20 protein-coding genes and 1 pseudogene are annotated in these 23,538 nt (G+C 74.5%); 9 read left to right on the forward strand and 12 right to left on the reverse strand.

What is annotated here, in order from left to right; translation table 11 throughout:
• Positions 1 to 17 precede the first annotated feature (17 nt).
• Complete coding sequence (locus WMF24_RS01890; RefSeq protein ID WP_437734621.1) at positions 18 to 788, reverse strand: hypothetical protein; 771 nt, start codon at positions 786 to 788, stop codon at positions 18 to 20.
• A 95-nt stretch (positions 789 to 883) separates the two neighbouring features.
• On the opposite strand from WMF24_RS01890, the gene WMF24_RS01895 reads away from it, so the two are divergent.
• The 3 genes from WMF24_RS01895 to WMF24_RS01905 are packed head-to-tail and all read left to right on the forward strand — an operon-like array spanning position 884 to position 3,509.
• Positions 884 to 1,525: an O-methyltransferase gene (locus WMF24_RS01895; RefSeq protein ID WP_437734622.1), complete on the forward strand. Its 642-nt coding sequence runs from the start codon at positions 884 to 886 to the stop codon at positions 1,523 to 1,525.
• 44 nt (positions 1,526 to 1,569) lie between these two features.
• The gene (locus WMF24_RS01900; protein ID WP_437734623.1) at positions 1,570 to 2,478 is read left to right on the forward strand and encodes a type III pantothenate kinase; all 909 of its coding nucleotides are present in this window, start codon (positions 1,570 to 1,572) and stop codon (positions 2,476 to 2,478) included.
• Positions 2,475 to 3,509, forward strand: coding sequence for a FecCD family ABC transporter permease (locus WMF24_RS01905; protein ID WP_437734624.1), 1,035 nt, complete (start codon positions 2,475 to 2,477; stop codon positions 3,507 to 3,509). Before WMF24_RS01900 ends, WMF24_RS01905 begins: the two co-directional genes overlap by 4 nt.
• On the opposite strand, the gene WMF24_RS01910 is transcribed toward WMF24_RS01905, so the two are convergent.
• The 4 genes from WMF24_RS01910 to WMF24_RS01925 all read right to left on the reverse strand — a co-directional run bounded on the left by WMF24_RS01910 (position 3,506) and on the right by WMF24_RS01925 (position 6,480).
• Positions 3,506 to 3,904 (reverse strand): (deoxy)nucleoside triphosphate pyrophosphohydrolase, encoded by a 399-nt coding sequence (locus WMF24_RS01910; RefSeq protein ID WP_437734625.1) that lies wholly within the window; start codon positions 3,902 to 3,904, stop codon positions 3,506 to 3,508. The genes WMF24_RS01905 and WMF24_RS01910 overlap by 4 nt on opposite strands.
• An 88-nt stretch (positions 3,905 to 3,992) precedes the next feature.
• Positions 3,993 to 5,141, reverse strand: a complete 1,149-nt coding sequence (locus tag WMF24_RS01915; RefSeq protein ID WP_437734626.1) for an FHA domain-containing protein — start codon at positions 5,139 to 5,141, stop codon at positions 3,993 to 3,995.
• A gap of 212 nt (positions 5,142 to 5,353) precedes the next feature.
• Positions 5,354 to 5,965: a Holliday junction branch migration protein RuvA gene (gene ruvA, locus WMF24_RS01920; RefSeq protein WP_437734627.1), complete on the reverse strand. Its 612-nt coding sequence runs from the start codon at positions 5,963 to 5,965 to the stop codon at positions 5,354 to 5,356.
• Positions 5,962 to 6,480, reverse strand: a complete 519-nt coding sequence (locus tag WMF24_RS01925) for a hypothetical protein (RefSeq protein ID WP_437734628.1) — start codon at positions 6,478 to 6,480, stop codon at positions 5,962 to 5,964. The genes ruvA and WMF24_RS01925 overlap by 4 nt, the downstream gene beginning before the upstream one ends.
• A gap of 113 nt (positions 6,481 to 6,593) precedes the next feature.
• Here WMF24_RS01925 and WMF24_RS01930 point away from each other — a divergent pair, with 113 nt between their 5' ends.
• From WMF24_RS01930 to WMF24_RS01940, 3 genes are all read left to right on the forward strand, one after another.
• Entirely contained in the window at positions 6,594 to 7,022 is a 429-nt protein-coding gene (locus WMF24_RS01930; RefSeq protein ID WP_437734629.1) for a hypothetical protein, read from the forward strand.
• Positions 7,019 to 8,350 (forward strand): LysM peptidoglycan-binding domain-containing protein, encoded by a 1,332-nt coding sequence (locus WMF24_RS01935; protein WP_437734630.1) that lies wholly within the window; start codon positions 7,019 to 7,021, stop codon positions 8,348 to 8,350. Before WMF24_RS01930 ends, WMF24_RS01935 begins: the two co-directional genes overlap by 4 nt.
• 273 nt (positions 8,351 to 8,623) lie before the next feature.
• Positions 8,624 to 10,288, forward strand: coding sequence for a tetratricopeptide repeat protein (locus WMF24_RS01940; RefSeq protein ID WP_437734631.1), 1,665 nt, complete (start codon positions 8,624 to 8,626; stop codon positions 10,286 to 10,288).
• A 156-nt stretch (positions 10,289 to 10,444) separates the two neighbouring features.
• On the opposite strand, the gene WMF24_RS01945 is transcribed toward WMF24_RS01940, so the two are convergent.
• Together WMF24_RS01945 and WMF24_RS01950 are read right to left on the reverse strand one after the other, a co-directional pair.
• Positions 10,445 to 11,227 carry a hypothetical protein gene (locus tag WMF24_RS01945; RefSeq protein ID WP_437734632.1) on the reverse strand — a complete coding sequence of 261 codons (783 nt, stop codon included), beginning with the start codon at positions 11,225 to 11,227 and terminating at the stop codon, positions 10,445 to 10,447.
• Between the two features lie 79 nt (positions 11,228 to 11,306).
• The gene (locus WMF24_RS01950; RefSeq protein ID WP_437734633.1) at positions 11,307 to 13,478 is read right to left on the reverse strand and encodes an RHS repeat-associated core domain-containing protein; all 2,172 of its coding nucleotides are present in this window, start codon (positions 13,476 to 13,478) and stop codon (positions 11,307 to 11,309) included.
• Between the two features lie 59 nt (positions 13,479 to 13,537).
• On the opposite strand from WMF24_RS01950, the gene WMF24_RS01955 reads away from it, so the two are divergent.
• Both WMF24_RS01955 and WMF24_RS01960 read left to right on the forward strand, forming a co-directional pair.
• On the forward strand, positions 13,538 to 13,687 hold the full coding sequence (locus WMF24_RS01955) for a hypothetical protein (protein WP_437734634.1): 150 nt from the start codon (positions 13,538 to 13,540) through the stop codon (positions 13,685 to 13,687).
• Between the two features lie 14 nt (positions 13,688 to 13,701).
• A complete protein-coding gene (locus WMF24_RS01960; RefSeq protein WP_437734635.1) occupies positions 13,702 to 14,826 on the forward strand; it encodes a hypothetical protein in 1,125 nt (374 codons plus the stop codon).
• Positions 14,827 to 14,862: 36 nt separating this feature from the next.
• Here WMF24_RS01960 and WMF24_RS01965 read toward each other — a convergent pair.
• The 3 genes and pseudogenes from WMF24_RS01965 to WMF24_RS01975 all read right to left on the reverse strand — a co-directional run.
• Positions 14,863 to 15,306, reverse strand: a pseudogene (locus WMF24_RS01965) (DUF6531 domain-containing protein); the annotation flags it as partial.
• A gap of 274 nt (positions 15,307 to 15,580) precedes the next feature.
• The gene (locus tag WMF24_RS01970) at positions 15,581 to 15,931 is read right to left on the reverse strand and encodes a hypothetical protein (RefSeq protein ID WP_437734636.1); all 351 of its coding nucleotides are present in this window, start codon (positions 15,929 to 15,931) and stop codon (positions 15,581 to 15,583) included.
• A 237-nt stretch (positions 15,932 to 16,168) separates the two neighbouring features.
• Positions 16,169 to 16,675 (reverse strand): hypothetical protein, encoded by a 507-nt coding sequence (locus tag WMF24_RS01975; protein ID WP_437734637.1) that lies wholly within the window; start codon positions 16,673 to 16,675, stop codon positions 16,169 to 16,171.
• Positions 16,676 to 17,057: 382 nt separating this feature from the next.
• Here WMF24_RS01975 and WMF24_RS01980 point away from each other — a divergent pair, with 382 nt between their 5' ends.
• Positions 17,058 to 17,648, forward strand: a complete 591-nt coding sequence (locus WMF24_RS01980; RefSeq protein ID WP_437734638.1) for a Uma2 family endonuclease — start codon at positions 17,058 to 17,060, stop codon at positions 17,646 to 17,648.
• Between the two features lie 106 nt (positions 17,649 to 17,754).
• Here the strand turns inward: WMF24_RS01980 and WMF24_RS01985 are convergent, their stop codons facing one another.
• Both WMF24_RS01985 and WMF24_RS01990 read right to left on the reverse strand, forming a co-directional pair.
• Complete coding sequence (locus WMF24_RS01985) at positions 17,755 to 22,473, reverse strand: sigma 54-interacting transcriptional regulator (protein ID WP_437734639.1); 4,719 nt, start codon at positions 22,471 to 22,473, stop codon at positions 17,755 to 17,757.
• 12 nt (positions 22,474 to 22,485) lie between these two features.
• Positions 22,486 to 23,424 carry a hypothetical protein gene (locus WMF24_RS01990; RefSeq protein WP_437734640.1) on the reverse strand — a complete coding sequence of 313 codons (939 nt, stop codon included), beginning with the start codon at positions 23,422 to 23,424 and terminating at the stop codon, positions 22,486 to 22,488.
• Between the last annotated feature and the right edge of the window lie 114 nt (positions 23,425 to 23,538).

Raw genomic sequence — 23,538 nt, forward strand, 5'->3', positions numbered from 1 at the left:
CTGCGATGTGGGGCGCGTCACCCACCCTCGCACGCCGCGCGGCACACGTCGCCCTCGCACGCGGCGACCTTGCGGGCGTCCAGCTCGCCGGCCTCGTACTGCGCCGCGCACCGCTCCTCGCAGAGGGAATCGCCCGCCTTGCACGCGTCCGTGCACGAGCGGAGCGACCTGCACGACGGGTTGGCGACACACGCGTTCATGTCGTCGGCGCACCGCGAGAAAAGGCAGGTGTCGCAGGGCGACAGCGGGGCTCGCGACGGGCACTGCACCCTGCAGAGCTCGGACGCGCAGCCGCCCTCGAGGAGATGGTCGGAGATGCCGGCCTCGTGCGGGGTCAAGCACGTCTGCTCGCAGGCCATGTCCCCGGCGTCGCAGATCAGCAAGCAGTTGGCCAGGGCGGCGCACTCCGGGTTCTCCCGGCACGCGCAGTAGCTCTCCTGGCATCGCAGCGACAGGCACGTCGTGCACGGATCGCCGAGCGAGGCGCACGCGTACGCCGGCCCGCCCCCCTCGCCGCCGCCGCTCGTCGTGGAGCTCGCCGCCCCGCCGGCCCCGTCGCCGCCGCTGCCGCTCGTCCCGCCGGCCCCGCCGCCGCTCGTCCCGGCGCCGCCGCCGCCGCCCGTCCCGCCGCCGCCGGCGCCCCCGGCGCCGCCAGCGCCCCCGGCGCCCCCGGCTCCCCCGGTCCCCGCGCCGCCGGCACCGCCGGCCCCGGCGCTGGGCGGCGCCGAACTGCAGGCCACCGCGAGCAGCGCCGCCACGGCGCACGTCCTCCAGGAAGAATAGGCCATGGCGGACGCTACCTCGAAGGCTGGCGGCAGCTCAAGCTGGGGGGCGGAGCCCGGCGCGCGGGCGCCATCGTGACTCCCATCGAGGAACCCTCCCCATGACAGCCATCGTCCATCCAGAGATCGACCGCTACGCCCACGACCACACGGAGCCGCCGACCGCGCTCCTCGACGAGCTGCGCGAGTACACCCACGCCAACGAGCCGAGCGCTGGCATGCAGGTCGGGCGGGTCGAGGGCACCCTGCTCGGGATGCTCGTCGCGCTCATGCGGGCGCGCCGCGTCCTCGAGATCGGCACGTTCACGGGCTACTCGGCGCTCAGCATGGCCCAGGCGCTGCCGCCGGACGGCGAGCTCGTCACGTGCGAGCGCGACCCCGGCGTGGCCCGCGTCGCCCGGTCGTTCTTCGACCGCAGCGAGCACGGCAAGAAGATCCGGATCGCCCTCGGCGACGCGCTCGACACGATCCGCGGCCTGCCCGCGAGCCCGCCGTTCGATCTCGTGTTCATCGACGCCGACAAGGCGCGGTATCCGGACTACTACGAGGAAGCGCTCCCGCGCCTGCGCCAGGGCGGGCTGATCGTCGCCGACAACACCCTGTGGAGCGGCGAGGTCCTCGCCCCGGAGACCGAGGACGCCCGCGCCCTCGCCGCCTTCAACGAGCGCGTGGCCCGGGATCCGCGGGTCGAGAAGGTCCTGCTCCCGGTCCGCGACGGGGTGACGCTCGCGCGCAAGCGCTGAAATCCTGACGGGATCTCCGCGCGCAGCGCTAGAGTCCGGCCAGCATGTTGCTCGCCATCGACGTCGGGAACACGAACATCAGCTTCGGGGTGCTGGAGGGCGAGGCGCTGCGGCACCACCTCCGCTGCGAGAGCGCGCGCTCGCGCACCGCGGACGAGTACGCCGTGCTCGTCCGGCAGATGCTCGACCTCCGCCGCGTCGACCTCGCCCGCATCGACAGCGCCATCGTCGCGAGCGTTGTCCCGACGCTCACCGACACGATGGTGGGGCTCGTCGAGCGGGCGTTCGGGATCGAGCCGCTCGTCGTGGGGCCGGGCATCAAGACCGGCATGTCGATCCTCTACGAGAACCCGCGCGAGGTCGGCGCCGACCGGATCGTCAACGCGGTCGCCGCGCACGAGTGGGTGAAGCGCCACCCGGAGCCCGCGCCGGCGCGCGAGCACGGGATCGAGCCCGGCCGTGGCGGCGAGGCGGGCCGGGGCGACAGCGCCGGGGCGACCGGCGTCATCGTCGTCGACTTCGGCACCGCGACGACGTTCGACTGCGTGACCCCGCGGGGCGAGTACCTCGGCGGCGTCATCGCGCCGGGCATCCAGATCAGCGCCGAGGCGCTCTTCTCCCGCGCCGCGCGGCTCTCCCGCGTCGAGATCGCCCTCCCGCCCCGGGTCGTCGGCCGCAACCCCGTCCACTCGATGCAGTCGGGCATCGTGTACGGCTACGCCGGGCTCGTCGACGGGCTCGTGGGCCGGCTCCGGCGGGAGCTCGGCTACCCGTGCCGGGTCATCGCGACGGGCGGCCTCGCGCGGCTCATCGCGCCGCAGACAGACACCATCGAGGCGGTCGACGACGACCTCACGCTCACCGGGCTGCGCCTCATCTACGAGCGGAACGCCGATCGCAACAGCGGGCCCGCCACCCTGCCGCCCGCGGCGCGCGGAGGCGGCCAGGATTGACGGCCCCCGGGACCGGCCGCGCGCTCGCCCCCGCCGCGGCGCCCGCGCGCGCGCTCTCCCTCGCCGCGGCGCCCGCCGCGCTCGTCGTCGCGCTCCTCGCCGCCGTCCTCCTCGGCGCCGAGCCCGTCTCGGTCGAGCGCGCCCTCGCGGGCCCGGGCCTCGACAGGACGCTCCTGCTCGACGTGCGCCTGCCGCGCGTGCTCCTCGCGGCCGTCTCCGGCGCCGGCCTCGCGGCCGTCGGCGCCGCGTTCCAGGCGCTGCTCCGCAACCCGCTCGCCGAGCCGTACGTGCTCGGCGTCTCCGGCGGCTCCGCCCTCGGCGCCGCGCTCGCCATCGCGCTCGGCGTCGGCGCGACGACCGTGCTCGGCGCGACGCTCCTGCCCGCGGCGGCGCTCGCCGGCGGCCTCCTCGCGACGGTGCTCGTCTACGCCATCGCGCGCGGCGCGGCCGAGGGCACCTCCGGCGCCTCCATGCTCCTCGCCGGCGTGATCGTGAACTCCATCGCGGCCGGCCTCATCACCTTCCTGAAGACGGTCGTCTCCCCCTCGCGCGCCCAGCAGCTCCTCCGGTGGCTCATCGGCTTCGTCGAGCTGCCCACGCCCTCGGTCCTCCTCGGCGTCACCGCCTACGTGGCCGCGGGCTGCGCCGTGCTCCTCGCCGACGCCGCGCGCCTGAACCTGCTCTCGCTCGGCGACGAGTCGGCCGGCACCCTGGGCGTCGACGTGCGCGCCGTCGAGCGCCGGATCTTCTTCGCGTCCTCGTGCGTCGTCGGCGCGATCGTCAGCCGCACCGGGCTCATCGGCTTCGTCGGGCTCATCGTCCCGCACGCCGTCCGCCGGCTCGCCGGCGCGGATCACCGGCGGCTCCTGCCGCTCACGCTCATCGCGGGCGCCGTGCTGCTCACCACGTGCGACCTGCTCGCGCGGCTCCTCTTCCGCTGGCTCGGCACCGAGCCGCCCGTCGGCGCCGTGACCGCCGTCCTCGGCGGCCCGCTGTTCCTCGTGCTGTTGCGGCGCTCGCCGCGCCTCTAGGTCATGCCGAGGAGCTTGTTCATGCTGGCCTCGTCGGCCGGCGTGAACGGGTACCGGTCGAACTCGGCGCTCGTGACCCACCGGAACGCGTTCACGGCGAGCGAGGCGAGCTCGCCGCTCCGGATGTGGCACTCGTAGAGGTACAGGTCGACGACGTAGCGGTCGTACGGGTGGCTCACGAACGAGATGAGCTGGCCCACCTCGATCTCGACGCCGAGCCGGTGCCGGACCTCGCGCTTCAGCGCGGCCGCGTCCGTCTCGGTCTCCTCCACGCGCCCGCCGGGGAACTCCCAGAGCAGCGGCAGCACGGCGTTCGGGCGGCGCTGGGTGATGAGGTAGCGGCCGTCCTGCTCGATCACGGCGGCGACCACGCGGATGGTACGGACACTTTCCATGGCGGCGTCTCAGGGGTCCCCAGGGTACGACGGGGCGTCGGGTTGTGCGAGCGGGACGGCCGCGTCCCCGGCGCGCGGGCCTCGCTCGTCAGACGGTCACGCGGAAGAGCTGCTGACCCATGAGGAGGATGTCGCCCCCCGAGATCTCGGTCTCGCCGAGGACGCGGAGGAAGGTGCCGTTCGAGCTGCCCAGATCCGTGAGGAACAGCCGGCCGCCCTGGACCGAGATCTGGCAGTGGAGTCCCGAGACGTAGCCGTCCTCGGGGAAGAGGATGTCGCCGCGCTCGCGCCCGAGGTGCAGGCCCGTGTCGGGGACGGGGAACGCATTGCCGGTCGCGTCCCGGCCGATGATCAGCGCCAGCCGCGCGACGTACCCCTTCGACGGGCTGCCGAGCCGCTCGACGCCGTCCGGCGTCGCGGGCGCGGGGGTGAGCGGCTCCAGGCGGACGATCTCCTGGCCGATGCGGAAGACGTCGCCGTACTCGAGCTGCACCGGCGTGTCGCGGCGCAGCCTGCGGTAGACGCCGTTCAGCGAGCTCTCGTCCTTGACGAAGAGCCGCCCGCCCTTGATCGAGAACGTCGCGTGGCGCGGGGAGAGGTAGCTGTCGCTGCCGAAGATCGCGCCCGCGTCGCGCCCGACCGTGCTCGGGTTCGTCGGCAGCGTGTACGCGCCGGCCTCGGAGCCGTCGGCCCGGAGCGCCGTCAGCACGACGTTCGCGGCGCCGGACGTCGACACGACGGGCGCGGGCGGCTGGACCGACGGGTGCGCCGGCTTGAGGAGCTTGAAGCCGCAGAGCGCGCAGAACTTGTTCGACGGCGGGTTGGGCTCCTGGCACTGCGGGCAGACGACCGTCCCCGCGCCGGCCGCGGCCGCGGCGGGCGGCGACGCCGCAGCGGGCGTCGCGGCGGCCGCTGCGGCGGCCGCCTTCCGGCTCGCCGTGTCCTCTCCCCGGACCGGGGCGAGGAACGCCGCGGGGTCGACGAGCGCGGGCGGCTGGATCGCGGGCGGCTGGGACTTGCGAGGCGCCGCGAGCGGGGGGCCCTTCTGGGCGCCGGTGCCGATGGCGGTCGGCTCATCGCCGTAGTTGTGCGACCGCGAGGCCGCCGGCACGCCGTGGGGCGGGGTGCCCGGCGCGAACTTCTTCGGCGAAACGTCGCGAGGCAGCTCGGCGCCGCAGCCGAGGCAGAACTTGTAATGGTCCTGATTTTCCTTGGAGCACTTCGGGCAGGTGATCACCAGGCCTCCTCACAACGAGCGACCGGACAGGGTCTCGGGGCAACGGCGGCGGGAGCATATTCGCCGCGGCCGCCTTCTGTCGACTGTCTGTCGCGCCTTCGCGCGCGCGCCAGTGTCGGTGCGCCGCGCCGCGCCGCGCCGCGCGGGCTCGGGCTGCGCGCCGGGGAGCGCGCCGGCCGCCCGCGCCCCGGGGCCGCTGTCGCGCGGGCGCATCACTTGGACAGCAGCGCGAGCGCGTCGCGCACGAGGTCGCCGAGCGGGGCGCTCTCGACGCGCGCGCCGAGGGCGGTGACCGCGCGTTCGGCCTCGGCCGGCCGGTAGCCCATGCGGGTGAGCGCGCTGTGCAGCAGGTCCTGCTTGGCGCCGGCGGGGGCGGGCGTCGGCGCGGCGGGGGAGGGCGGGACGGTGGGGAGGGCGACGAGCTTGTCCTTCAGCTCGAGGACGAGCCGCTCGGCGGTCTTCTTGCCGACGCCGGGGATGGCGGTGAGGCGCGCGGTCTCCCGGCGCGCGATCACCGCGGCGAGCTCCGCCGCCCCGAGGGCGCTGAGGATGGCGAGCGCGATCTTCGGGCCGATGCTCGAGATGCCGATGAGCACGCGGAAGGCCGTCCGATCCTCGCGGGTCGCGAAGCCGTAGAGGAGGAGCGCGTCCTCGCGCACGTGGGTGTGGACGAAGAGCGTGATCGCGTCCGAGCCGGCGATGCCGCGCGCGCGGCCCACGGCGCCGAGCGGGACGGTCACCTCGTAGCCGACGCCGCCGACGTCGACGACGACCGTGCCCTCGTCGCCCTCCTCGACGACGTGACCGGAGAGCCGGCCGATCAATTGACCTTGGCCCCCTGCTGGATCCACCTGCGGATGGCGTCCCGCTCCGCCGCGGGCAGGAGGTCGCCGCCGGCGGGCATGGTCCTGCCGCAGTCGTCGGCGGCGCACTCGAGGTCGCCGCAGGTCAGGGTGCCGTCGAGCTTGTGCATGAGGAAGCTGTTCGCGGGGTCGCCGGCCGCGATCCGCGCCATGCCGGAGGGCGCCCGCGACGGGACGCCGACGTTCTGGGCCACGATCGCGTCGATCTGCGCGTCCGTCGCCTGCTCGCTCAGCGGCGGGCCGAGGTACGCGAAGCCGGCCGAGCCGGCCTCGGCGCCGTGGCAGGTCGAGCTGAACGCGCAGCCGCGCTGGAAGACGGGGAGCACGTCGGTCCTGAAGCTCACCTCCGGGGTCGCGCCGTCGAACTTGCTGTAGTCGAAGCACGCGGTCGCCCCGGGGGGCGACTCGCCGTCATCGCCGCACGCGGCCCCGGCGCACGCTGTCACGGCCACGAAAATCGCGAACAGTTTCCGCACGTTGTCCCCTCTCGCAAGGTTGGCGACGCGCGACCCTAGCAGAACTCCGCGCGCGCGCGGAGATCGCCGCGCGTTTGGCCGGCCGGCGCGGCGGCGGGTAGGCTGGGCGCTGCATGAGGACACGCCTGGGCATCTGCTCGCTGGGGCTGTCGCTCGCCGCGCTCTCCGCCGGGTGCGGCGGGGGGCGGGGCGCGATCGTCGATCGGGAGCTCGCCGAGCTGCGCGCGGAGCTCGTGAGGATCCGCGCGGACAACGCGGTGCTCGCGGACCGGGTGGGCTCGCTGGAGCGCTCGCGCGGCGATCGCCTCGGCGCCGCGCGCGCCGAGGCGGCCGGGACCCGCGCCGCGCCCCCGGACGAGCCGGACCGGCCCGACCTCGAGGTGGTGCGGCTCGCGCCGGAGCCCGGGGCGGAGCCCGAGACCGACGGCGCCGCGCGGCCGCCGGTGCTCCGCTCGACCGCGCGCGGCGTCGTGCTCGACGAGCCTCCGGGCGGGACGCCGCCGGGCCCGCCCCCCTCCACCCAGTCGAGGCGCAAGCGATGAAGCTCCCCGCGAAGACAGCGATGATCCCGGTGTTCCTTGCGCTCGCCGCGGCGCCGCCGGCGCTCGCCCAGGATCAGGGCGGCGAGGAGGGCGGCGGCCAGGCGCCGGGCGTCACCGTGGTCCAGCTCCCGCCGGGCGAGCCGACGGTCGAGACGCAGGTCGTTTCGCCGTATGGCTTGCCGCAGCCGGGGTTCGATCCGAACGCCCACCTGCCCTCGAGCTCGCGGGGCACGACGGACACGTCGCGCGCCTCGGACGGCTTCGATCTGGGCCAGCGCAGCGAGGGCCCCGCCTCGGTGCGGGGCAGCGCGAACGGCAGCTACGTCGTCGAGGGGCAGTTCGTGCCCGAGTCGCACTCGGTGCGGCGCGGCGACACGCTCTGGGACATCTCGGGCCGGTACTACACGAACCCCTACGCCTGGCCGCAGGTCTGGGCGCTGAACCCGCAGCTCCAGAACCCGCACTGGATCTACCCGGGCGACAGGATCCGCCTCCGCGACCCGAACGAGGGGCCGACCCGCGGCAGCATCGGCCTCCGCACGGGCGCGGCCGGCCGTGGCTCGCGCGTGCCGCCGAAGACGATCTTCCTGCGCGGCCTCGGCTGGGTCGACGACATCAAGAAGGACACGTGGGGCGAGCTCGTCGCGAGCCCCGAGGATCAGATGCTCCTCAGCGAGGGCGACGACATCTACCTCAAGCTCTCGGACGATCACGACGTCGCGATCGGCCAGGCGCTCACGATCTTCCGCGAGATCAAGAAGGTGAGGAGCGGGGATGTGCGGGGCGAGCTCGTGACCGTGCGCGGCACGGCGCGCGTGGACCGCTACAACCCGAAGACGCACATGGTGCGCGCGCGGCTCGTCGAGTCGCTCGACGTGGTCGAGCGAGGGGACAAGGTGGGCTCGGTGCTGCGCCGCTTCGACGTCGTCCCGCCGGCGGCCGCCGAGCAGGATCTCGAGGCGAAGATCATCGCGGCCATCTACCCGTACCAGCTCGTCGGGCAGCACCAGGTCGTGTTCATCGACAAGGGCGAGAAGGACGGCGTGAAGCCCGGGCAGCGCTTCTTCGCGGTCCGGCGCGGCGACCGCTGGGTGCAGCAGCTCGGGGGCGCCGGCAAGATGGCGACGCTCCGGCCGAAGCTGCAGGACGAGCGGCCGGCGCAGGTCGACGCGCCGAAGTTCAGCGTCGACGAGGAGCTGCTGCCCGACGAGACCTACGCCGAGCTGCGCGTCGTGAATGTCCGGGAGCGCACGGCCGCGGCGCTCGTGACGCAGGCGATGCACGAGATCGAGCGGGACGCGGTGCTCGTGTCGCGCAAGGGCCTCTGAGGTCACGGCCGCCGCCGCGCCGACCGCGACGCAACGCGCGGGCGACCCGGGGCGCCGTCGGCGTCGGAGCCGGCGAGACCCCGGGAGCCTGCCCAAAAAATTCGGGAGAGCGCCGGAGGTCCGTAGGAGGGCGCCCGGAGCTTCCGTAAGAAAGCACCTGGAGCGCGCCCGGCGCGTGCCCGGAGCGTTGCCTGGGCATCGCTCGCGCGGCGCCGGCGCCCGCGCAATGTCTCCACGGGGGAGGCGCCGTCGCGGTATGATGGGCCCTCTATCATGCCCATGCTTCGCCGTGCCGACGCCCAGCCCGAGCCGAAGGGGGTGGATGGCGATCCTCCTACCCAGCGCTCCTTCGACAGCGTGAGCGAGCGCTGCGCGCCGAAGAGCGGATCGGTGGCCGAGGCGTTCGGCGACGGCGGGATGCGGGGGCCCCGGTCCAGCGCCGTGCCGCCGCCGCCGAGCCTCAGCGGCGCCGCGCCCGAGGCGCGCGGCCACGCGCTGCGCGAGCGCGCCAACCTGCTGCTCCGGCGCAACGACTACGCGAACGCCGGGCGCGACTACGACGAGGCGCTCGCGCTCTTCCAGGCCGCGGGCGACGCGCTCGGCCAGGCGCAGGTGCTCATGGACCGCGGCGCGCTGCGCCTGCGGGAGGGCGTCCCGGTCCAGGCGGTGCGCGACTACGACGAGGCGCTCGCGCTCTTCCAGGCCGCGGGCGATCGCGCGGGGGAGGGGGACGCGCTGCGGGCGCGCGGCTTCGCGCGCGCCGAGGAGGGCGACCTCGGCGGCGCGGTCTGCGACTACGACGCGGCGATCCAGCTCTTCCTGCAGCTCGGCGATCGCGAGCCGCTCAAGCCGCGCGCCGGGTCGCGCGCGCCGTCCTCCGACGTCGACGGCCCGGTGGCGTCGGAGCAGCCGCGCGCCCGCCCCCACGGCGCCGCGCACGGGCGGGCGCTCAAGGCGCGCGGCGACCTCCGCGTCCGCCTCCGCAACCTCCCGGGCGCCGCGCGCGACTACAGCACCGCGCTCGCGCTGTTCCAGGGGGCGGGGGACCGCGGCGGGCAGGCCAGCGTGCTCAAGGCGCGGGGCGACATGCGCCTCGGCCAGGACAACGTGACGGGCGCCGCGCGCGACTACGACTGGGCGCTCACGCTGTACCAGGCCACCGAGGACCACCTCGGGCACGCCAGCGTGCTCAAGGCGCGCGGCGACCTCCGGACCCGGCAGGGGGACCTCGCGGGCGCCGAGCGGGACTACGATCAGGCGCTCGAGCTGTTCACGACGACGCGCGATCTCCTGGGCCAGGCCCTGGTGCTGAAGGCGCGGGGCGATCTGCGGTCGCAGCAGGAGGACCTCGTGGACGCGGTGCGCGACTACGATCGCGCGCTCGCGCTGTTCCGCTCGGGCTTCGAGCGCCGGGGCCAGGCCGCGACGCTCAAGGCGCGGGGCGATCTCCGCCGCGCGCAGTTCGAGCTGGTGGCCGAGCTCGTGGGCGTGGCGGCCGCCGACGCGTCGGACCTGGAGGACGCGCTCACGGACTACGACCAGGCGCTCGCCCTGTTCGAGGTGCTGGAGGACGGCGCCGGCCAGGCCGGCGTGCTCCGGGCGCGCGGCGATCTCGCGCGCATCCAGGGGGATCTCGCCGGGGCGCTGTCGCTCTACCTGAGCGCGAAGCGGCTGCTGGAGGTCTCCGGCAACGCCGCGGAGCTCTCCGCGACGCTGGCCGAGATCGCGCGGACGCACGCGCTCGCGGGCCGCTCGGTCGAGGCGCGCGCCGCGGCGGAGCAGTCGCTCGCGCGCGCCGACCGCGCGACGGCCGCCGTGTACCGCGAGCTGGCCGAGGCGGTCCTCGCCGGCCGGATCGCGCCGCGCCCGGAGGAGGGCGGCAGGCGCGACTCCAGGGTGCCGAGCAGCGCGAGGCGGCACGAGCGGGACAGGTTCTGAGCGACGGGGCGCGGCGGCACGGAAGGGCCTGAGGTCGTCGGACGAGGGGGCGCTGCGACTTGGACGGAGTCTTCTGGCGCATCAAGCGGTACCCGTGCGCCAGGTGCTCGGGCGACGGGCCGACGCTGCTGCGTTTCCTCATCGGCGCCGCCCACGTTACCCGTTGATGGCGACACCTTCGCGCTGGAGCGCATCATGTCGCTCGCGCCCACCTGGAAGGTGAGTCTCCACGGTCGCTCGCGCTTCAGGGTGCTTCTTGGCCACAACGCGAGCGGCCGAGAGGAGATCTTCCACGGTACGGGATACAATGCGCGTCCGGCAGGTGTCCGGCGCGGACGCCTGGGGCAAGCGTGAGATGAGGATGTTGGGACCCATCCAGTGGCTTACCAGCGCGTCCGAAGCCTCCTCGAGGATGGGAAGAGCGAGCGCCTGCGCGATTGCAGGTCCCTCGTCCGCCACGAAGAACGTCGCGGCGTACTCGCGCATCTCTCGTCGTACGTCGTCCTCGAGCGCGATACGTTCCAGGAACGTCGACACAGATGCAGACAGCAGGTCAACACGGTCCAGCGCAGGAATGTACCAGAACATCCAGCCGGCTTCACTCATATAGAGGTCTCCCTCCATTGTGTACAAGCCCACGTGGAGCAACAGATCGTCGGTGAATGTCAGGCGCGCCGTCGGCCATTTCAACGAGATCAGTGCAGAGTCGTCCGTGGGCTCTTCCTCGGTGGGGGAGTCGAGGTCGAGGCATATGAGCTGATAAAGTCCGAGGGCCAGAGACGGCGTCTTGGGATGTGCGCCGCGACGCACCAGACCACCGAACTCTTCTTCCAGCTCGAACACCTTGTCGAACCACGGTGCGCCTCGGCGATCAAGCTCCTCCGCGAGGCGCTCGAAGCTGCATGTCCTCGATGCGTCCCGAAAAATCCGCTCTCGCATGAAGAATGATCTCACGCGGCCCGAGAGCGGCCCGCAGAAAGCATCCAGTGATGGTCTATCTTGGCTCATACATCCCCCGCTAGGAGTAGCGCCTCCAGCCCTTGTTGGTGAGTGACCAGGTTCCCAGATTGTCCGTCCCGGGTACAGGCGCGTTGGGTGACTTGTTGCTCGGGTTCTTGTGAAAACCCTCGTTCGGCTGAGAGAATCGTTCGACCGGTCCGACGCCTCTCCGGTTCTGATATCCTGGGGCGAGCACCTTGGTGGGGGGCATCATCCCAGCGAGCGCGAAGAGCCTGGGTACCGTTTGTGAGCAGTTCGGGCATGCCGCGCGAGCCACGTCGGATTTTTCGTGCTTTGACGAGATGCCGTTCTCTTCGTCTATCTCTCGCATCGCGGAACGTAGGTTTTTTTTCCAACCCTTCGTGCCGGGGTCACATTTCTTGGGTTTATTTCTCTCCTCCCAGTCCCTGATGTGTGCCGAGAGCGCTGCTGGCTCGGCGCAGTTCCATGGCGCTGTCGGGTCATCGGGATCGCGAGCTGGCGTCGGAGGTAACGCGGCCAGAACTGCCTTGTGCAGATCGTTTGGACTTCTGTCCTGACTCGAGCCGGTTACGACCGTGCCATCTTTTCTGCGGATTGTGCAGACGACCGGATCCTTCTTGAGCCCATCCAGATCGATGGTCTCGGGCAGCCACGCATCTGCGTAAGCATACGCCTTGAGGCTCCCCTCGAGCCCGATCGGCTCCGGGCTGAGGTACGCCCCCGTCTCCGGGTCGTAGTACCTGTGCCCGTTGTAGTGGAGCCCGGTCTCCTCATCGGCGTATTGCCCGGGAAACCGCAGCGGCGTGTGCCGCGCCTGCTCCGCCGGGACGTCGCCGTAGAGCCCCGCCTCGAGCTCGGCCGCTACGCTGCCGTCCCCCTCGACCAGCGCCTCGGGCAGCCCGTTCACCCCGTGGACGAAGTACCTGAGTGCCCCCGCGGCGCCGTCCCGCTGCGCGAGCGGCAGCGCGCTCTCCGGCAGCGTGACGTAGCTGCGCTCCTCCACGACGCGCGCGCCCGCGGCGTCCGCCCGCTCGCGGCGCTCGTGCACCAGCGCGTCGCCGCGCCAGGCGTAGCGCGTCACGCTCTCCAGCGCGCCCAGCCGCGCCACGCGCTTCTCGATCCGGCGGCCGAAGGCGTCGTACGCGAAGGCGATCGCGCATCCCTCCGGCGTCCGCGCCTCCATCAGCCGCCCATCGCCGCTCCATGCATAGGCCCACACGCGCTCGCGCGCCTGCTCGCCGGCGGCATCCGATCCGGTCACGCGCTTGCTCACGACATCGCCGCGCTCGCTGTGGTCGTACCGCACGGTCTCTCGTCCCGCCGCGCGCGCCGTGAGCCGCCCCCCCGGCGCGTACGTCCGCTGCTCGCCTGCTCGCTCCAGGTCTCCCGCCGCCGTGAACCGGAAGCGCTCCGCCGCCTTGCCCGCCCTGCGCCGCTCGATGACGCGGCCGTTCGCGTCGCGGAGCAGCTCTCCCCTCATCGTGCCGCCGCGGTCGTCGTCGGCGCGCAGCAGGCCCGCGGGCGACCACGCGTACGTCCTGCGCCATGTCTCCGGCGCCACGAGCGGCCCGACCCACGGCGGCTCGCCGGGCCCGACCCGCGGCGTGGCGGGCTTGCCGAGCACGCTCTGGCGCGCGAGCAGCCGCTCGGCGTTCACCTCGGTCGCGATCCTGCCGCCGCCGGGCAGGAGCCGCTCGATCTCGAAGCCTCGCGCGTCGTAGGCGAGCCGCAGCGGCTCGCGCTCGTCGCCCACCAGCGCGGCGATGGGCCGCCCCATGACGTCGCGCTGCAGGCTCACCTCGCCGTCCGGCCCGCGCACGCCGGCGACCTTGCCCATCGCGTCGTAAGTCCACGCGAACGCCGCCAGGACCTCCGCACCCCGCCGCGTCACCTCGGTCGCCACGCGCCCTCGCCGGTCGTAGGTGAACACGCACTCGACGTCGCCGCTCGCGGCGCGCTCGATCCTGCCGAGCGGATCGTAGTCGAACACGTCCTCGCGCCCGTCGGAGGTGGTGCGCCTGACGAGCCTCCCGACCGCGTCGTATTCGAAGTCGATCGCGGCGGGGCCGCACCGCGTCTGCGCGATCCTGCCCTGCAGGTCGAGCCGGTACGCGATCTCCCGTCCATCGAAGGTCCGCTCGCCGGTGATGCGCCCCTCGCCGTCGCGCTGGATCCGGTGCTCGTCGCCCGCCTCGTTGACGATGCGCACCAGGTCCTGCTCGCGATCGTAGCGGTAGAGCCCTGGTCCCGTCGGGCCGGACGAGCTCGGTGACGACGTGGAAGCCGCCCCAGCGCAGCGTCGTTGTGCGCCCGTCGGCGTCGGTGATCGTGGCCAGGTTGCCGTCGGCGTCGAAGCCGTGGCGCGTCACCGCGCCGCCGGGCCCGAACACGGCGCAGAGCCGGCCGCACGTGTCGTAGGCGTAGCGCGTCTCGTGGCCGGCCTCGTCGGTGAAGCCCACGACGCGGCCGAGGAAGTCGTAGCGGATGCGCCGCTCGGCCCCATCGGGCTCGACGACGCGGACGCGGTTGGCGAGCGCGTCGTACTCCATGCGCGTCTCGCCGCCGTTGGGGAGGGTGGCGCCGACGAGCAGGCCGCGGCCGTCGTAGGCGAAGCCCGCCACGAAGCCCGCGTCGTCGTGGACGGCGATCACGTCGCCGTGCGCGTCGCGCTCGTAGCGCGCGGCGCCGCCGAGCGCGTCGATCATGGCCGAGACGAACCCGCGCGCGTCGCGCTCGTAATCCGTCCTGTTCCCGAGCGGGTCGACCTCCGCGAGGAGCCGCCCCTCGGGGTCGCGTTCCCAGCGGAAGACCTGCTGCGTCGCGTCCTGGTACTCCAGCAGCGCGCCCGCGTCGTCGTAGCGGAAGGTGTGCACGCCGCTGCCGCCGCCCCAGACCATCTTGTCGAGCTTGCCGAAGGCGTTGCCGTCGAGGCGCCGGATCGAGCGCGAGGTGATCACCTCGACGAGCCCGCCGTCGTGGCGGTCGATCTTGACGTGCAGGAACCCCCTCGCCGGAGACCCGTCGCGCAAGGTCTCCGGCGCCTCCGCGTCGAGCGCGTCGTTGCCGACGCGGTGGCACCACGCCTCGAAGCACCGCCCGTCCTTGTAGCGGAACTCCGCCACGAGGCCCCCGGGCTCCTCGCGCCGCAGCAGGCGGTGGTCCTCGTCATAGGTGAAGCGGTGCGCGTGCCCCGCGGCGTCCTCGGTCGCGACGAGATCGCCGCGCGCGTCGAACGCGTAGCGCCGCCGCGCTTCCCAGCGCCCCTGCGCCGAGGCGTTCTTGACCTCGAAGGCGGCGATGCGGCCGTCCCTGTGCCGCCGCACGCGCACGACGCGGCCCACGCTGTCGATCACGCGCGCGAGCCGGCCGTCCTCGTACGTCAGAGCGATGTGGTTGTCATGCCGGTCGACGATCCGGCTCAGCAGCCATCGGCTGCCCCGCGCTTCCGCGAAGAGGTAGGCCAGCCCGTCCGCGCCGAGCGCGTAGCCCCACGCGTAGCGGGTCAGCACGCCGCACGGCAGCCGCGCCGACTCGCCCGGATCGAGCTTCCTCGGTAGCTCCGTCGGCGCCGCGTGCGGCTCCAGCACGCGCAGCCCGCGGCGCCTTTCCTCGACCTGCCAGGCCATCGAGTGCGTCCAGCCGAAGCCGAGGCCGCAGTCCTCCTCGACGAGCGCGGAGCTGTAGCTGCGCCGGATCACGAGCGGGATCGTGCCGGGCAGCGCCAGGTCGACGACCGCGACCGTGTAGACGCGGCCGGTGATGGGATCGACCGGATCGCCGGCGTGCGTGCCGCCTCCGCTGCCGTGCGAGGGGTTGGGGCAGCCGCCGCCGCTGCCGGGGCCGCAGCTCCCTGCATCCTTGCTGCCGCCGCGCGCGCCGTTGCCGCCGTTCTTGCCGCCGCTGCCCTGGCCATCGCCGCGGCCGTTGCCCCCGCGGCCATTGCCGCCCCCGCCCGCCCCGCCGCCGCCCAGGATGAAGACGCCGGGATTCATGCCGGGGATCACCAGCGCGTTCGGAAAGGGGGCCGTCCGTGCCATGCGGGCATGCTCGGCGGCGGGCGCGCCTTGGACAAGCTGCCCGCAGTTCCTCCACGCTGCTCAAGCTTCCACCGCCGCGCTCGACGCCTGGCGCCGGCGGCGGTCCCCCCACGGCGTTCTGCACGCCGGCGGGCGTCCCCCCACGCGGCGCCGCACGCCGGCGGGCGTCCCCCCACGCGGCGCCGCACGCCGGCGGGCGTCGGCGACGCGCCCTGGGGAGCCATCCACCCGCCGCCGTGGCGGCGCACCGCGGGTGAGGTCGCCCGAAGGGCGATCAGCCCCGCCGCCTGCCGCGCGGGGTGGGCTTGCCGCCGCCGCGCGGGGTGGGCTTGCCGCCGCCGCGTGACCCCGGCTTGGCCCCGCTGGCGCGCGGCGCGGGCCTGTCCCCGCCGGGGCGCGGCGCGGGCTTCTCCGGCGGCGCCTCCGTCGTCCGCACGACGAGCAGCGCCCGGCCGCGCTCGAAGGTCGGCGTCACGCTGACGTAGCCGTTCTCGCGCGCGAAGCCCGCCATGTCGCCGCGGTGCTCATCCATGTGCCGGCTGAACCGCGTCCAGAGATCGCGCGCCTCCTCGTCGGAGAGGGGCGCGCCGTCGAGGGTGGCGGCGAGGTTCGAACGGTCGCTCACGGGATCCTGTGCGCGTGGCGCCGCGGCGCGACGAGGGTGGCGCGCCCGTTCCACACGGCGGAAGCCTGCCCGGGGGCGCGCAGCCCGGCAAGACCGCAACGCGCGCGCCTCGGTCCGCGCGCCGCCCGCCATGCGCCGCCCGCCACGCGCCGGGCCGGCGCGCGCGGGCCCGCGGCGTGCCGCGGTCAGCGCTTGCCGCGGCGTGCCCCGGTCAGCGCTTGCCGCGGCGCGTCCCGGTCAGCGCTTGCCCCGGCCCGCCAGCGCCGCGGCCGCCAGCGCGCTCGCCGGCTGCCCCTGCCACCACCGCCGGGCCGCCGATCGGGCCCGCTCCACGAGATCGGCGCCGGCCCGAAGCTCCCGGGACGCGTCGCCCCCCAGCCGGAACGCAGCAGCCGCGGGCCTCCCGCGCGCGCGCCAGTAGACAGCGAAGGTCGCCAGCGCCTCGGCGTGGATCGCCGCACCCGCCGGATCGCCGTCGAACCGGCGGGCCTGATCGGCGACGGCGAGGAGCGCCACGGCCTGCTGGTACAGGAGCAGCGGCGAGGCAGGCGCCGCCTCGCGGACGGCCGGCGCCCGCGCCCGCGACGGGCGAGCCCCCGCGCGGTCGCCCGCCGCGGGTGCAGGCGCCGGAGCGCCGCCCGTCGCCAGCAGGTGCGCGAGCGCCTTCTGGTAGCTCTCCCCGGTCTCGCTCATGCGCGCGAGGACCCGCGCGCGCAGCTTCTTGTTCGCTCGTCGATTCGGCATCCGACCGCTCCCCGCGACCGCGCACGCGTCGTCCCGGCGCGACGGGCGGCCGCTCTGGAGGATCGCGACGAACCCACCCGAAGGGCCGCGCCCTCTTCGCCCCTCCCATCGACCCTGCCGGGAACGGGCCGCGAGGAGCAGGGCCCGGGAGAGCCCACCTCCACGAGGCTCGCGCAAAGCAGATCCCGGGTCAAGGCGCCCGCGGCGCTGCTGGATGCCGTACTCTTTCAGGCGCCGGTAGAACGAACGTCCCGCGCGGCAGGCCGACCCCCTGCGCCGCCTGCACGCCTTCACGCCTCTCCACCCGGTTCCCGTTGCAGCTCGAGAGCGCGACGAGGAGCACCGCCTTGCCGCGCCTCGCGTCCCCCTCCAGGCTTCGCCCATGGGCCAGCCCGCCGAGAAGCCGCGCCGCGCGACGTACGCCGACCTCGAGGCCGTCCCGCCGAACAAGGTGGCAGAGCTCATCGGGGGCGTGCTCCACGTCCTGCCCCGGCCGGCGCCGCGGCATGCGCAGGCAGAGACCGAGCTGGCCACCGAGCTCGTTGGCGCGTTCGGTCGCGGGCGCGGCGGTCCCGGTGGCTGGCGCATCCTGGTAGAGCCCGAGCTGCACTTCCCCGACCCGGACGCGCCGGGAGAGATCGACGCGCTCGTCCCCGACCTCGCCGGCTGGCGCCGCGAACGCATGCCCGAGCTGCCGGAGACCGCCTACTTCGCGCTCGCCCCGGACTGGATCTGCGAGGTGCTGAGCGCCTCCACCGAGGACGTCGACCGCCACGAGAAGATGCCCGTCTACGCGCGCGAGGGCGTGCGGCACGCGTGGCTCGTCGACCCGATCGCGCGCACGCTCGAGGTCTACACGCTCGGCGACGATCGCCGCTGGGGGCCGGCGGTCGTCCACCGCGACGCCGCGCGCGTCCGCGCCCAGCCCTTCGACGCCGTCGAGCTCGACCTCTCGGTCCTCTGGGCGAAGTAGCAGGGCGCAGCGCCGCGGCACGGCGATGTCGTGTCCGGCGCCATGCGCCCGGATACGGTCGCCCCGCCAGCTTCGCCCGCGCCGCGCCCAGGGCGCGGCCCTCGCGTCACTGGATGCCGTACTCCTTCAGGCGCCGGTAGAACGTCCTGCGCGGCAGGCCGACCACCTGCGCCGCCTTCACCCGGTTCCAGTTGCAGCTCGACAGCGCGACGAGGATCCGCTCTCGCTCGCTCGCCTTGTGCGCGTCGAGCGACGTCTCGAGGCGCCGATCGCTCGGCGGCGGCGCGGCCCGCCCGGCGCTCGCGGGGGCCGCGCCGGCCGCGGGCGCGCGCGGCGTGGACGCCGGCGGCTCGGGGGCCCGCAGCGACCGCGGCGCCGCGTCGGGGAGCTCGAAGTCGTCGCTCTCCAGCTCGGGGCGGTCCGAGAGGACCCACGCGTTGAGCAGCACGTTCTCGAGCTGCCGCACGTTGCCGGGCCAGCTGTAGGCCGACAGCCGCTTCAGCGCGGCGCGCGAGACGCTGCGGCGATCGCGCCCGTAGCGCGCCGCGAAGATCCCGAGGAAGTAGTCGATGAGCAGCGGGATGTCCTCGATCCGCTGCCGCAGCGCCGGCACCCGCACCTCGACGACGTGCAGCCGGTAATAGAGATCCTCGCGGAACGTGCCGCGCGAGACCATGTCGGCGAGATCGCGGTGCGTCGCCGCGATGACGCGCGCGTCGACAGGCTCCTCGCGCGCGCCGCCGACCGGGCGCACGACCTTCTCCTGCAGCACCCGGAGCAGCCCCGCCTGCATCTTCTGCGGCATCTCGCCGATCTCGTCGAGGAGGATCGTCCCCCCCGTCACCTCCCGGAAGAGCCCCTTGCGGTCGCGGTCAGCGCCCGTGAACGCCCCGCGGACGTGCCCGAACAGCTCGCTCTCGAGCAGGTGCTCCGGGATCGCGCCGCAGTTGACGCCGACGAACGGCTTCTTCGCCCGCGGGCTCGCGTTGTGGATCGTCCGCGCGACGACCTCCTTGCCCGTCCCGCTCTCGCCGGTGATGAGGATCGGGATGTCCGTGTCCTTCACCCGGTCGATCAGCGCGTAGACGCGGCGCATCGCCTCGCTCGTGCCGACGAGCCCCTCGTAGCCGAAGTGCCCGCGGATCACCGCGCGCGCCGAGCGCAGATCGCGCCGCGTCGCGGCGAGCTGCGCGGTGCGGTGGCCGAGCAGCTCCTCCAGCTTGGCGCGCGCGGCCCGCAGCTCCTCGTTGGCCCGCTCGAGCTCGCGGGCGCGGCGCTCGTTCTCGCCGACGAGCCGCGCCGTCTCGATCGCGATCGCCACCTGGTCGGCCAGCGCCGTCAGCGTGGGCAGCTCGGCCTCGAACTTCGCCGCCGCGCTCAGGCGCGTCTCCAGGTACAGCGCGCCGATCACCTGCCCGCTCCGCTGCCGGATCGGCACGCAGGCGACCGACTGCAGCATGAGCTGGTGGACCGAGACGTAATCGCTCATGCGCGCGTCGTCCCGCGCGCTCGCGGTCACGACAGGCTCGCCGGTGGAGATCACCCGCTCGGCGATCGAGCTGGAGAACCGCGCGTGCGGGTCGTCCCCGGCCTGGTCGCGCGAGGCGTGGATCGACAGGTCGACCGCGCCCTCGCGCGCGGACGGCGGCGGCTCGTCGCGCGGGGGCCGCTGCAGGATGATGAACCCGCGCTCGGCCTGGAGCAGCGCGATCGCGTGATCGGTCACCTTCGCGAGCAGGCGCGCGAGGTCGTGCTCACCCGCGATCTCCCGGTTGATCTCGAGCACCCGCGCCAGCCGGTCCTCGCCGGGCGGGGTCGCCGCCGCGCTCTGCGTGAACGGCACCGTGCGGCCGCTCATCAGCTCGAGCATCGCGGCCGCCCGGATCTCCTTGCGGCGCGCGTCGTTCCAGAAGACCTCGCGCAGGTCGCGCGGCAGCTTCGAGGCGATCTCCTCGAGCGTGATCAGCGCCTCCTCGCGGTCGTGGCGCGCCCGGATGACGTGCCCCCGCTCCGTCTCGAGCTGCGCCCGCGCCTCGAGCGCGCGCCAGATCCAGTCGCGCTGGCCCGCGGCGCGCGCCGCCTCCAGCGCCTCGTCGTACGCGGCCCGGGCCTGCCGCTCGTCGCGCGCGAGCGCCGCGACGCGCCCGCGCGCGAGCGCGAGCAGCGCGCGGTGGGCGCCCGTCGACCCGAGGCGCTCGGCGGCCACGTCGATCTCCTCGCCGAGCGCGCGCGGGTCGGCCCCGGGGCGCGCCGCCGCGAAGAGCACGCGCTCGAGCCGCGCCTCGACCCCGTCGACCCGCCGGCCCATCGCCTCGTACGCCTCGGCGCACTGGAGGCAGAGCCGCTCGGCCTGCTCCAGGTCGCCGGAGCGCGCCGCGTGCTCCGCCTCGAGCGCGAGCAGCTGCGCGTGCTGCTGCGGCGCGAGGTCGGCGCGGTGGGCGGCGAGCGCGTCGATCGACACCCGCGCCCGCGCGAGCCGCCCGAGGTAGAGGTCGAGGTTCGCGAGGTTGAGGAGCGCCTGCCGGATGGTCGCCACGCGGCCCGAGCGCCGGCCGAGGTCGACGGCGGCCTCGAGGTGGCGGATCGCCGCCCCGAGGTCGCCCTGCAGCTTCGTGAGCGCGGCGAGGTTCAGCCGCGTCGTCGCGAGCGTGCCCGCGTCGCCGGCCTGCTCCGCCGCCGTGAGCGCCTCCTCGTAGACCGCCTTCGCCTCGCTCAGGCGGTCGTCCCGCTGGAGCGCGAACGCGAGCGAGACGAGCGCGACCGACAGGATCCGCGGCTCGCCCGTGAGCCGCGCGAGCCGGACCGCGTGCTCCAGCGTGCGCTTCGCCTCCTCGTGCCGCGAGGCGAAGCTCTGCGCGAGCCCGCGCGTCGCCACCGCCTCGGAGGCGATCGCCTCGGGCGAGGCGCCGAACGCGGCGACCGACGCGAGCTGCGAGCGCGCGCCCCCGGCGAGCTCCGCCTCGAGCTTGATGGGGCCGACCCGCTCCACGGCCTCGCCCGCGCGGCGCTCCGCCTCGCCGTAGTCGCCGACGCGGACGAGCGCCCGGGCCATCTGCAGCGACCAGAACGCCGCGAGCGCGTGGTCGCCCGAGGCCTCGACGTCGTCCTTCACGCGCCCGAGCTCGGCGAGCGCCCGCGCGGCGTCGCCGCGGTTCATGGCGAGCCGCGCGCGCGCGATCATCAGGGTGGGCGTCAGGGTGGGCACGACGGCGGGCGAGCCGTCGCCCTCGTACCGGCCGAGCGCCTCCGCCGCCGCGTCGAAGTGGCCGCGATCGAGCAGCCGGTGGATCTCCGCGGGCGGCAGCGCCTCCCCCTCGGCGCCCGCGCCGCCGCGGCCCGAGGCCGCCGCCCCCGAGGCGGGCGGCGCGTCGAGCAGGCGGTCGACGTCCTCGGTCGACGCGACGGGCGCGCGGGCGATGCGCGCGACGATCTCCCGGATGCGCCCCGGCCACCGCCCCGCGCGCGCGACGACGTGCGCGGCCACCGCGTCGCTCAGCGACGGGATGGTGCGCTGGACGAGCTCGCGGGCGACCTGCTCGTCGAGCGGCGCCATCTCGAAGCGCTCGAACCCGCGCCCCTCGATGTGAGCGCGCGCGGGGAGCGCGGCGCGCGCGGCGGTCGCGCCTGGCGCGCCGCGCTCTCCCGCCGCCTGCGCGCCCGCGGCCTGCGACCCGACGACGAGCACGAGCTTGCCGCCCGCCTTGCGCACCTCGTCGAGCCGCTCGAGCTCCGCGTCGCCGAGCCGGTCGGCGTCGTCGACGAGCGCCGTCACCCGGCCGGGGTCGTGCCCGGACAGCTCGATCGCGAGCGCCTCGCGCGGGGCGGCCACGCCGGCCGCCTCGACCCACGCGACGCCGTAGCCGCCGACCTCGAGCGACCACGCGATGCGCCGGAGCAGCGCGCTCCGCCCGGACCCGGGCGGCCCTGCGATCGAGAGCCCGCCGCCCGCGGGCAGGCTCATGATCTGCGCGAGCAGCCGCGCCGAGGGCGCGTCCAGCCCGACGATCGGCCACACGACCGCGCCCGCGCCGGCGTCGGGCCGCGCCTCGGCGTCGGGCCGCGCGGCCTCCTCGTGCGGCCCGCAGGGCAGCCGCGCGGCGCGCCGGAGCGCGTTCGCGAGCTCGTCCGCGCTCGGGTAGCGCGCGTTCGGGTCCCTGGCGGTCGCCCTGTCGACGACGGCCTGGAGCTCCGCGATCACGCCGGGGTCGCACTCGCCCGCGCTGTCGCGGAGGGCCTCGGCGATCGTCGCGCCGAGCGCGAACACCTCGGCGCGGACGGTGAGCGGGTCGCCCTTGAACAGCTCCGGCGCGGCGTAGCGGGGCGTGAGGCCCACGGGCCGCGCGCCGCCGTCGCGGAACGGCGCGGCGAGGCCGAGGTCGACGAGCGTCGCGCGGCCGCCCTCGCCGACGATGATGTTCGCGGGCTTGACGTCGCCGTGCAGCAGGAGGGCGCGGTGCAGGCGCGTCAGCTGGTCGGCCGCGTCGGCGATGGCCGCGAGCTTCTTCGGCAGGTCGCCCGCGCGCACGAGCAGGTCGGCGAGGCTCGTCCCCTCGACGAGCTCGCGCACCATGAAGGGCCGCCCCGTCCCGGGCAGCCGGCCGAAGCGCAGGACGCGCGGCACGCCGAGCCCCTCGACGCCCGACAGCGCCGCCGCCTCGCGGACGAGCGCGAGCACCTCCGACTCGTCCGCGTCCTCGCCGAGCGTCTTCAGCGCGACCGTCTTGCCGGTGATCCGGTCGCGGACCGCCCACACCTCGCCGCCGCCGCCCTTGCCGAGCGTCGCGATCGGCTCGTAGCGCGGGGGAAACAGCGGATTCGACGTCACGTCATCCCTCGATCAGAGCCCGTACGCGGCGGACATCCCGAAGAAGAACCCGGTGATGGACATGCCGACGTCGAGCCGCGTCTGGAGCTGCTTGATCGGCTTGTACCGGAAGCTCACCTGCGGGAACGAGACCCAGGGGAACACCGACGGCTTCGCGCCCCCGTTGACCCAGCTCGGCTCCTCGTAGTCGCCGTAGTGGTTGTTGGACGCGTCGCAGTAGGGGCCACCCGCGCCGCCCGGGCCGGCGCACCGGCTCCACCCGCTCACGTCGTCGGGGCCTGGGTTCGCCACGGTGCCGTTCGGGTACGCCTGGGCGCGGCGGAGGTTGCCGAAGACGACGCCGAGCCCGACGCCGCCGCCGACGAGGAGCGAGAAGCGGCCCTTCTCCTCGTCGAGCGGGATCTCGAAGAGCAGGTCGCTCGTGAAATAGACGAGCTTCATGTCGCTGGAGACCATCTCCCAGGCGAACTCGTTGTCGTTCTTCCCCTTGAAGAGGAAGGGATCCATCGAGTAGTCGGCGTACGACAGCGCCAGATCGAGCTCGAGGCCGTTCTTGCGCGTCGTGAACTCCGGGCCGAACGTGAACACGTTCACCGACGATCCGCCGTCGGCGAAGAGGTTGATCATGAACTTCGGGACGATGACGTTCCGGAACCGCATCCCGATGAACTTGTAAGCCTTGCCGTCCTTCTCGAGCGGGGCGTTGTCGTCGGCGGGCTCCGGCGCGGCCTCAGGCTCCTTTTCCTTCTCGCCGGGCGCCGCGTCGCCCTGCGCCTTCTCGTCAGCCTGCTTCTCGGCCGCGAGGGGATCGTCCTGGCCACCGTCGGAGCCCTCCTCCGACTGAGCGCGCGCGCTCGGCGCGAAGCTCATGGCACCGAGCAGCGCGGCGAGCGCGGCGGCCCTGGCGTGCACCCCGACCGCGAGCTGCCGACCCATCTTCGAGTGGTACATTGTAGGTCACCTGGCGATGCGTAAGATCGAGGCCGGACCCGGGCACCCACGATCGGACGCGCCGGCGGCGACTCCGGTTCGCCGCGCGCCCCGGAGTACCGGGTACCAGCCGAG

This window comes from Sorangium sp. So ce1335, from assembly GCF_051521615.1.
Classification (GTDB): Bacteria; Myxococcota_A; Polyangia; order Polyangiales; family Polyangiaceae; genus Sorangium.

Coding starts and splice junctions, on each gene's coding strand:
- WMF24_RS01900 (WP_437734623.1), top strand. CDS start 1,570: ATGTTGCTCGCCATCGACGTCGGGAACACGAACATCAGCTTCGGGGTG.
- WMF24_RS01940 (WP_437734631.1), top strand. CDS start 8,624: ATGCCCATGCTTCGCCGTGCCGACGCCCAGCCCGAGCCGAAGGGGGTG.
- WMF24_RS01890 (WP_437734621.1), bottom strand. CDS start 788: ATGGCCTATTCTTCCTGGAGGACGTGCGCCGTGGCGGCGCTGCTCGCG.
- WMF24_RS01930 (WP_437734629.1), top strand. CDS start 6,594: ATGAGGACACGCCTGGGCATCTGCTCGCTGGGGCTGTCGCTCGCCGCG.
- WMF24_RS01945 (WP_437734632.1), bottom strand. CDS start 11,227: ATGCGAGAGCGGATTTTTCGGGACGCATCGAGGACATGCAGCTTCGAG.
- WMF24_RS01935 (WP_437734630.1), top strand. CDS start 7,019: ATGAAGCTCCCCGCGAAGACAGCGATGATCCCGGTGTTCCTTGCGCTC.
- WMF24_RS01910 (WP_437734625.1), bottom strand. CDS start 3,904: ATGGAAAGTGTCCGTACCATCCGCGTGGTCGCCGCCGTGATCGAGCAG.
- WMF24_RS01895 (WP_437734622.1), top strand. CDS start 884: ATGACAGCCATCGTCCATCCAGAGATCGACCGCTACGCCCACGACCAC.
- WMF24_RS01980 (WP_437734638.1), top strand. CDS start 17,058: ATGGGCCAGCCCGCCGAGAAGCCGCGCCGCGCGACGTACGCCGACCTC.
- WMF24_RS01975 (WP_437734637.1), bottom strand. CDS start 16,675: ATGCCGAATCGACGAGCGAACAAGAAGCTGCGCGCGCGGGTCCTCGCG.
- WMF24_RS01990 (WP_437734640.1), bottom strand. CDS start 23,424: ATGTACCACTCGAAGATGGGTCGGCAGCTCGCGGTCGGGGTGCACGCC.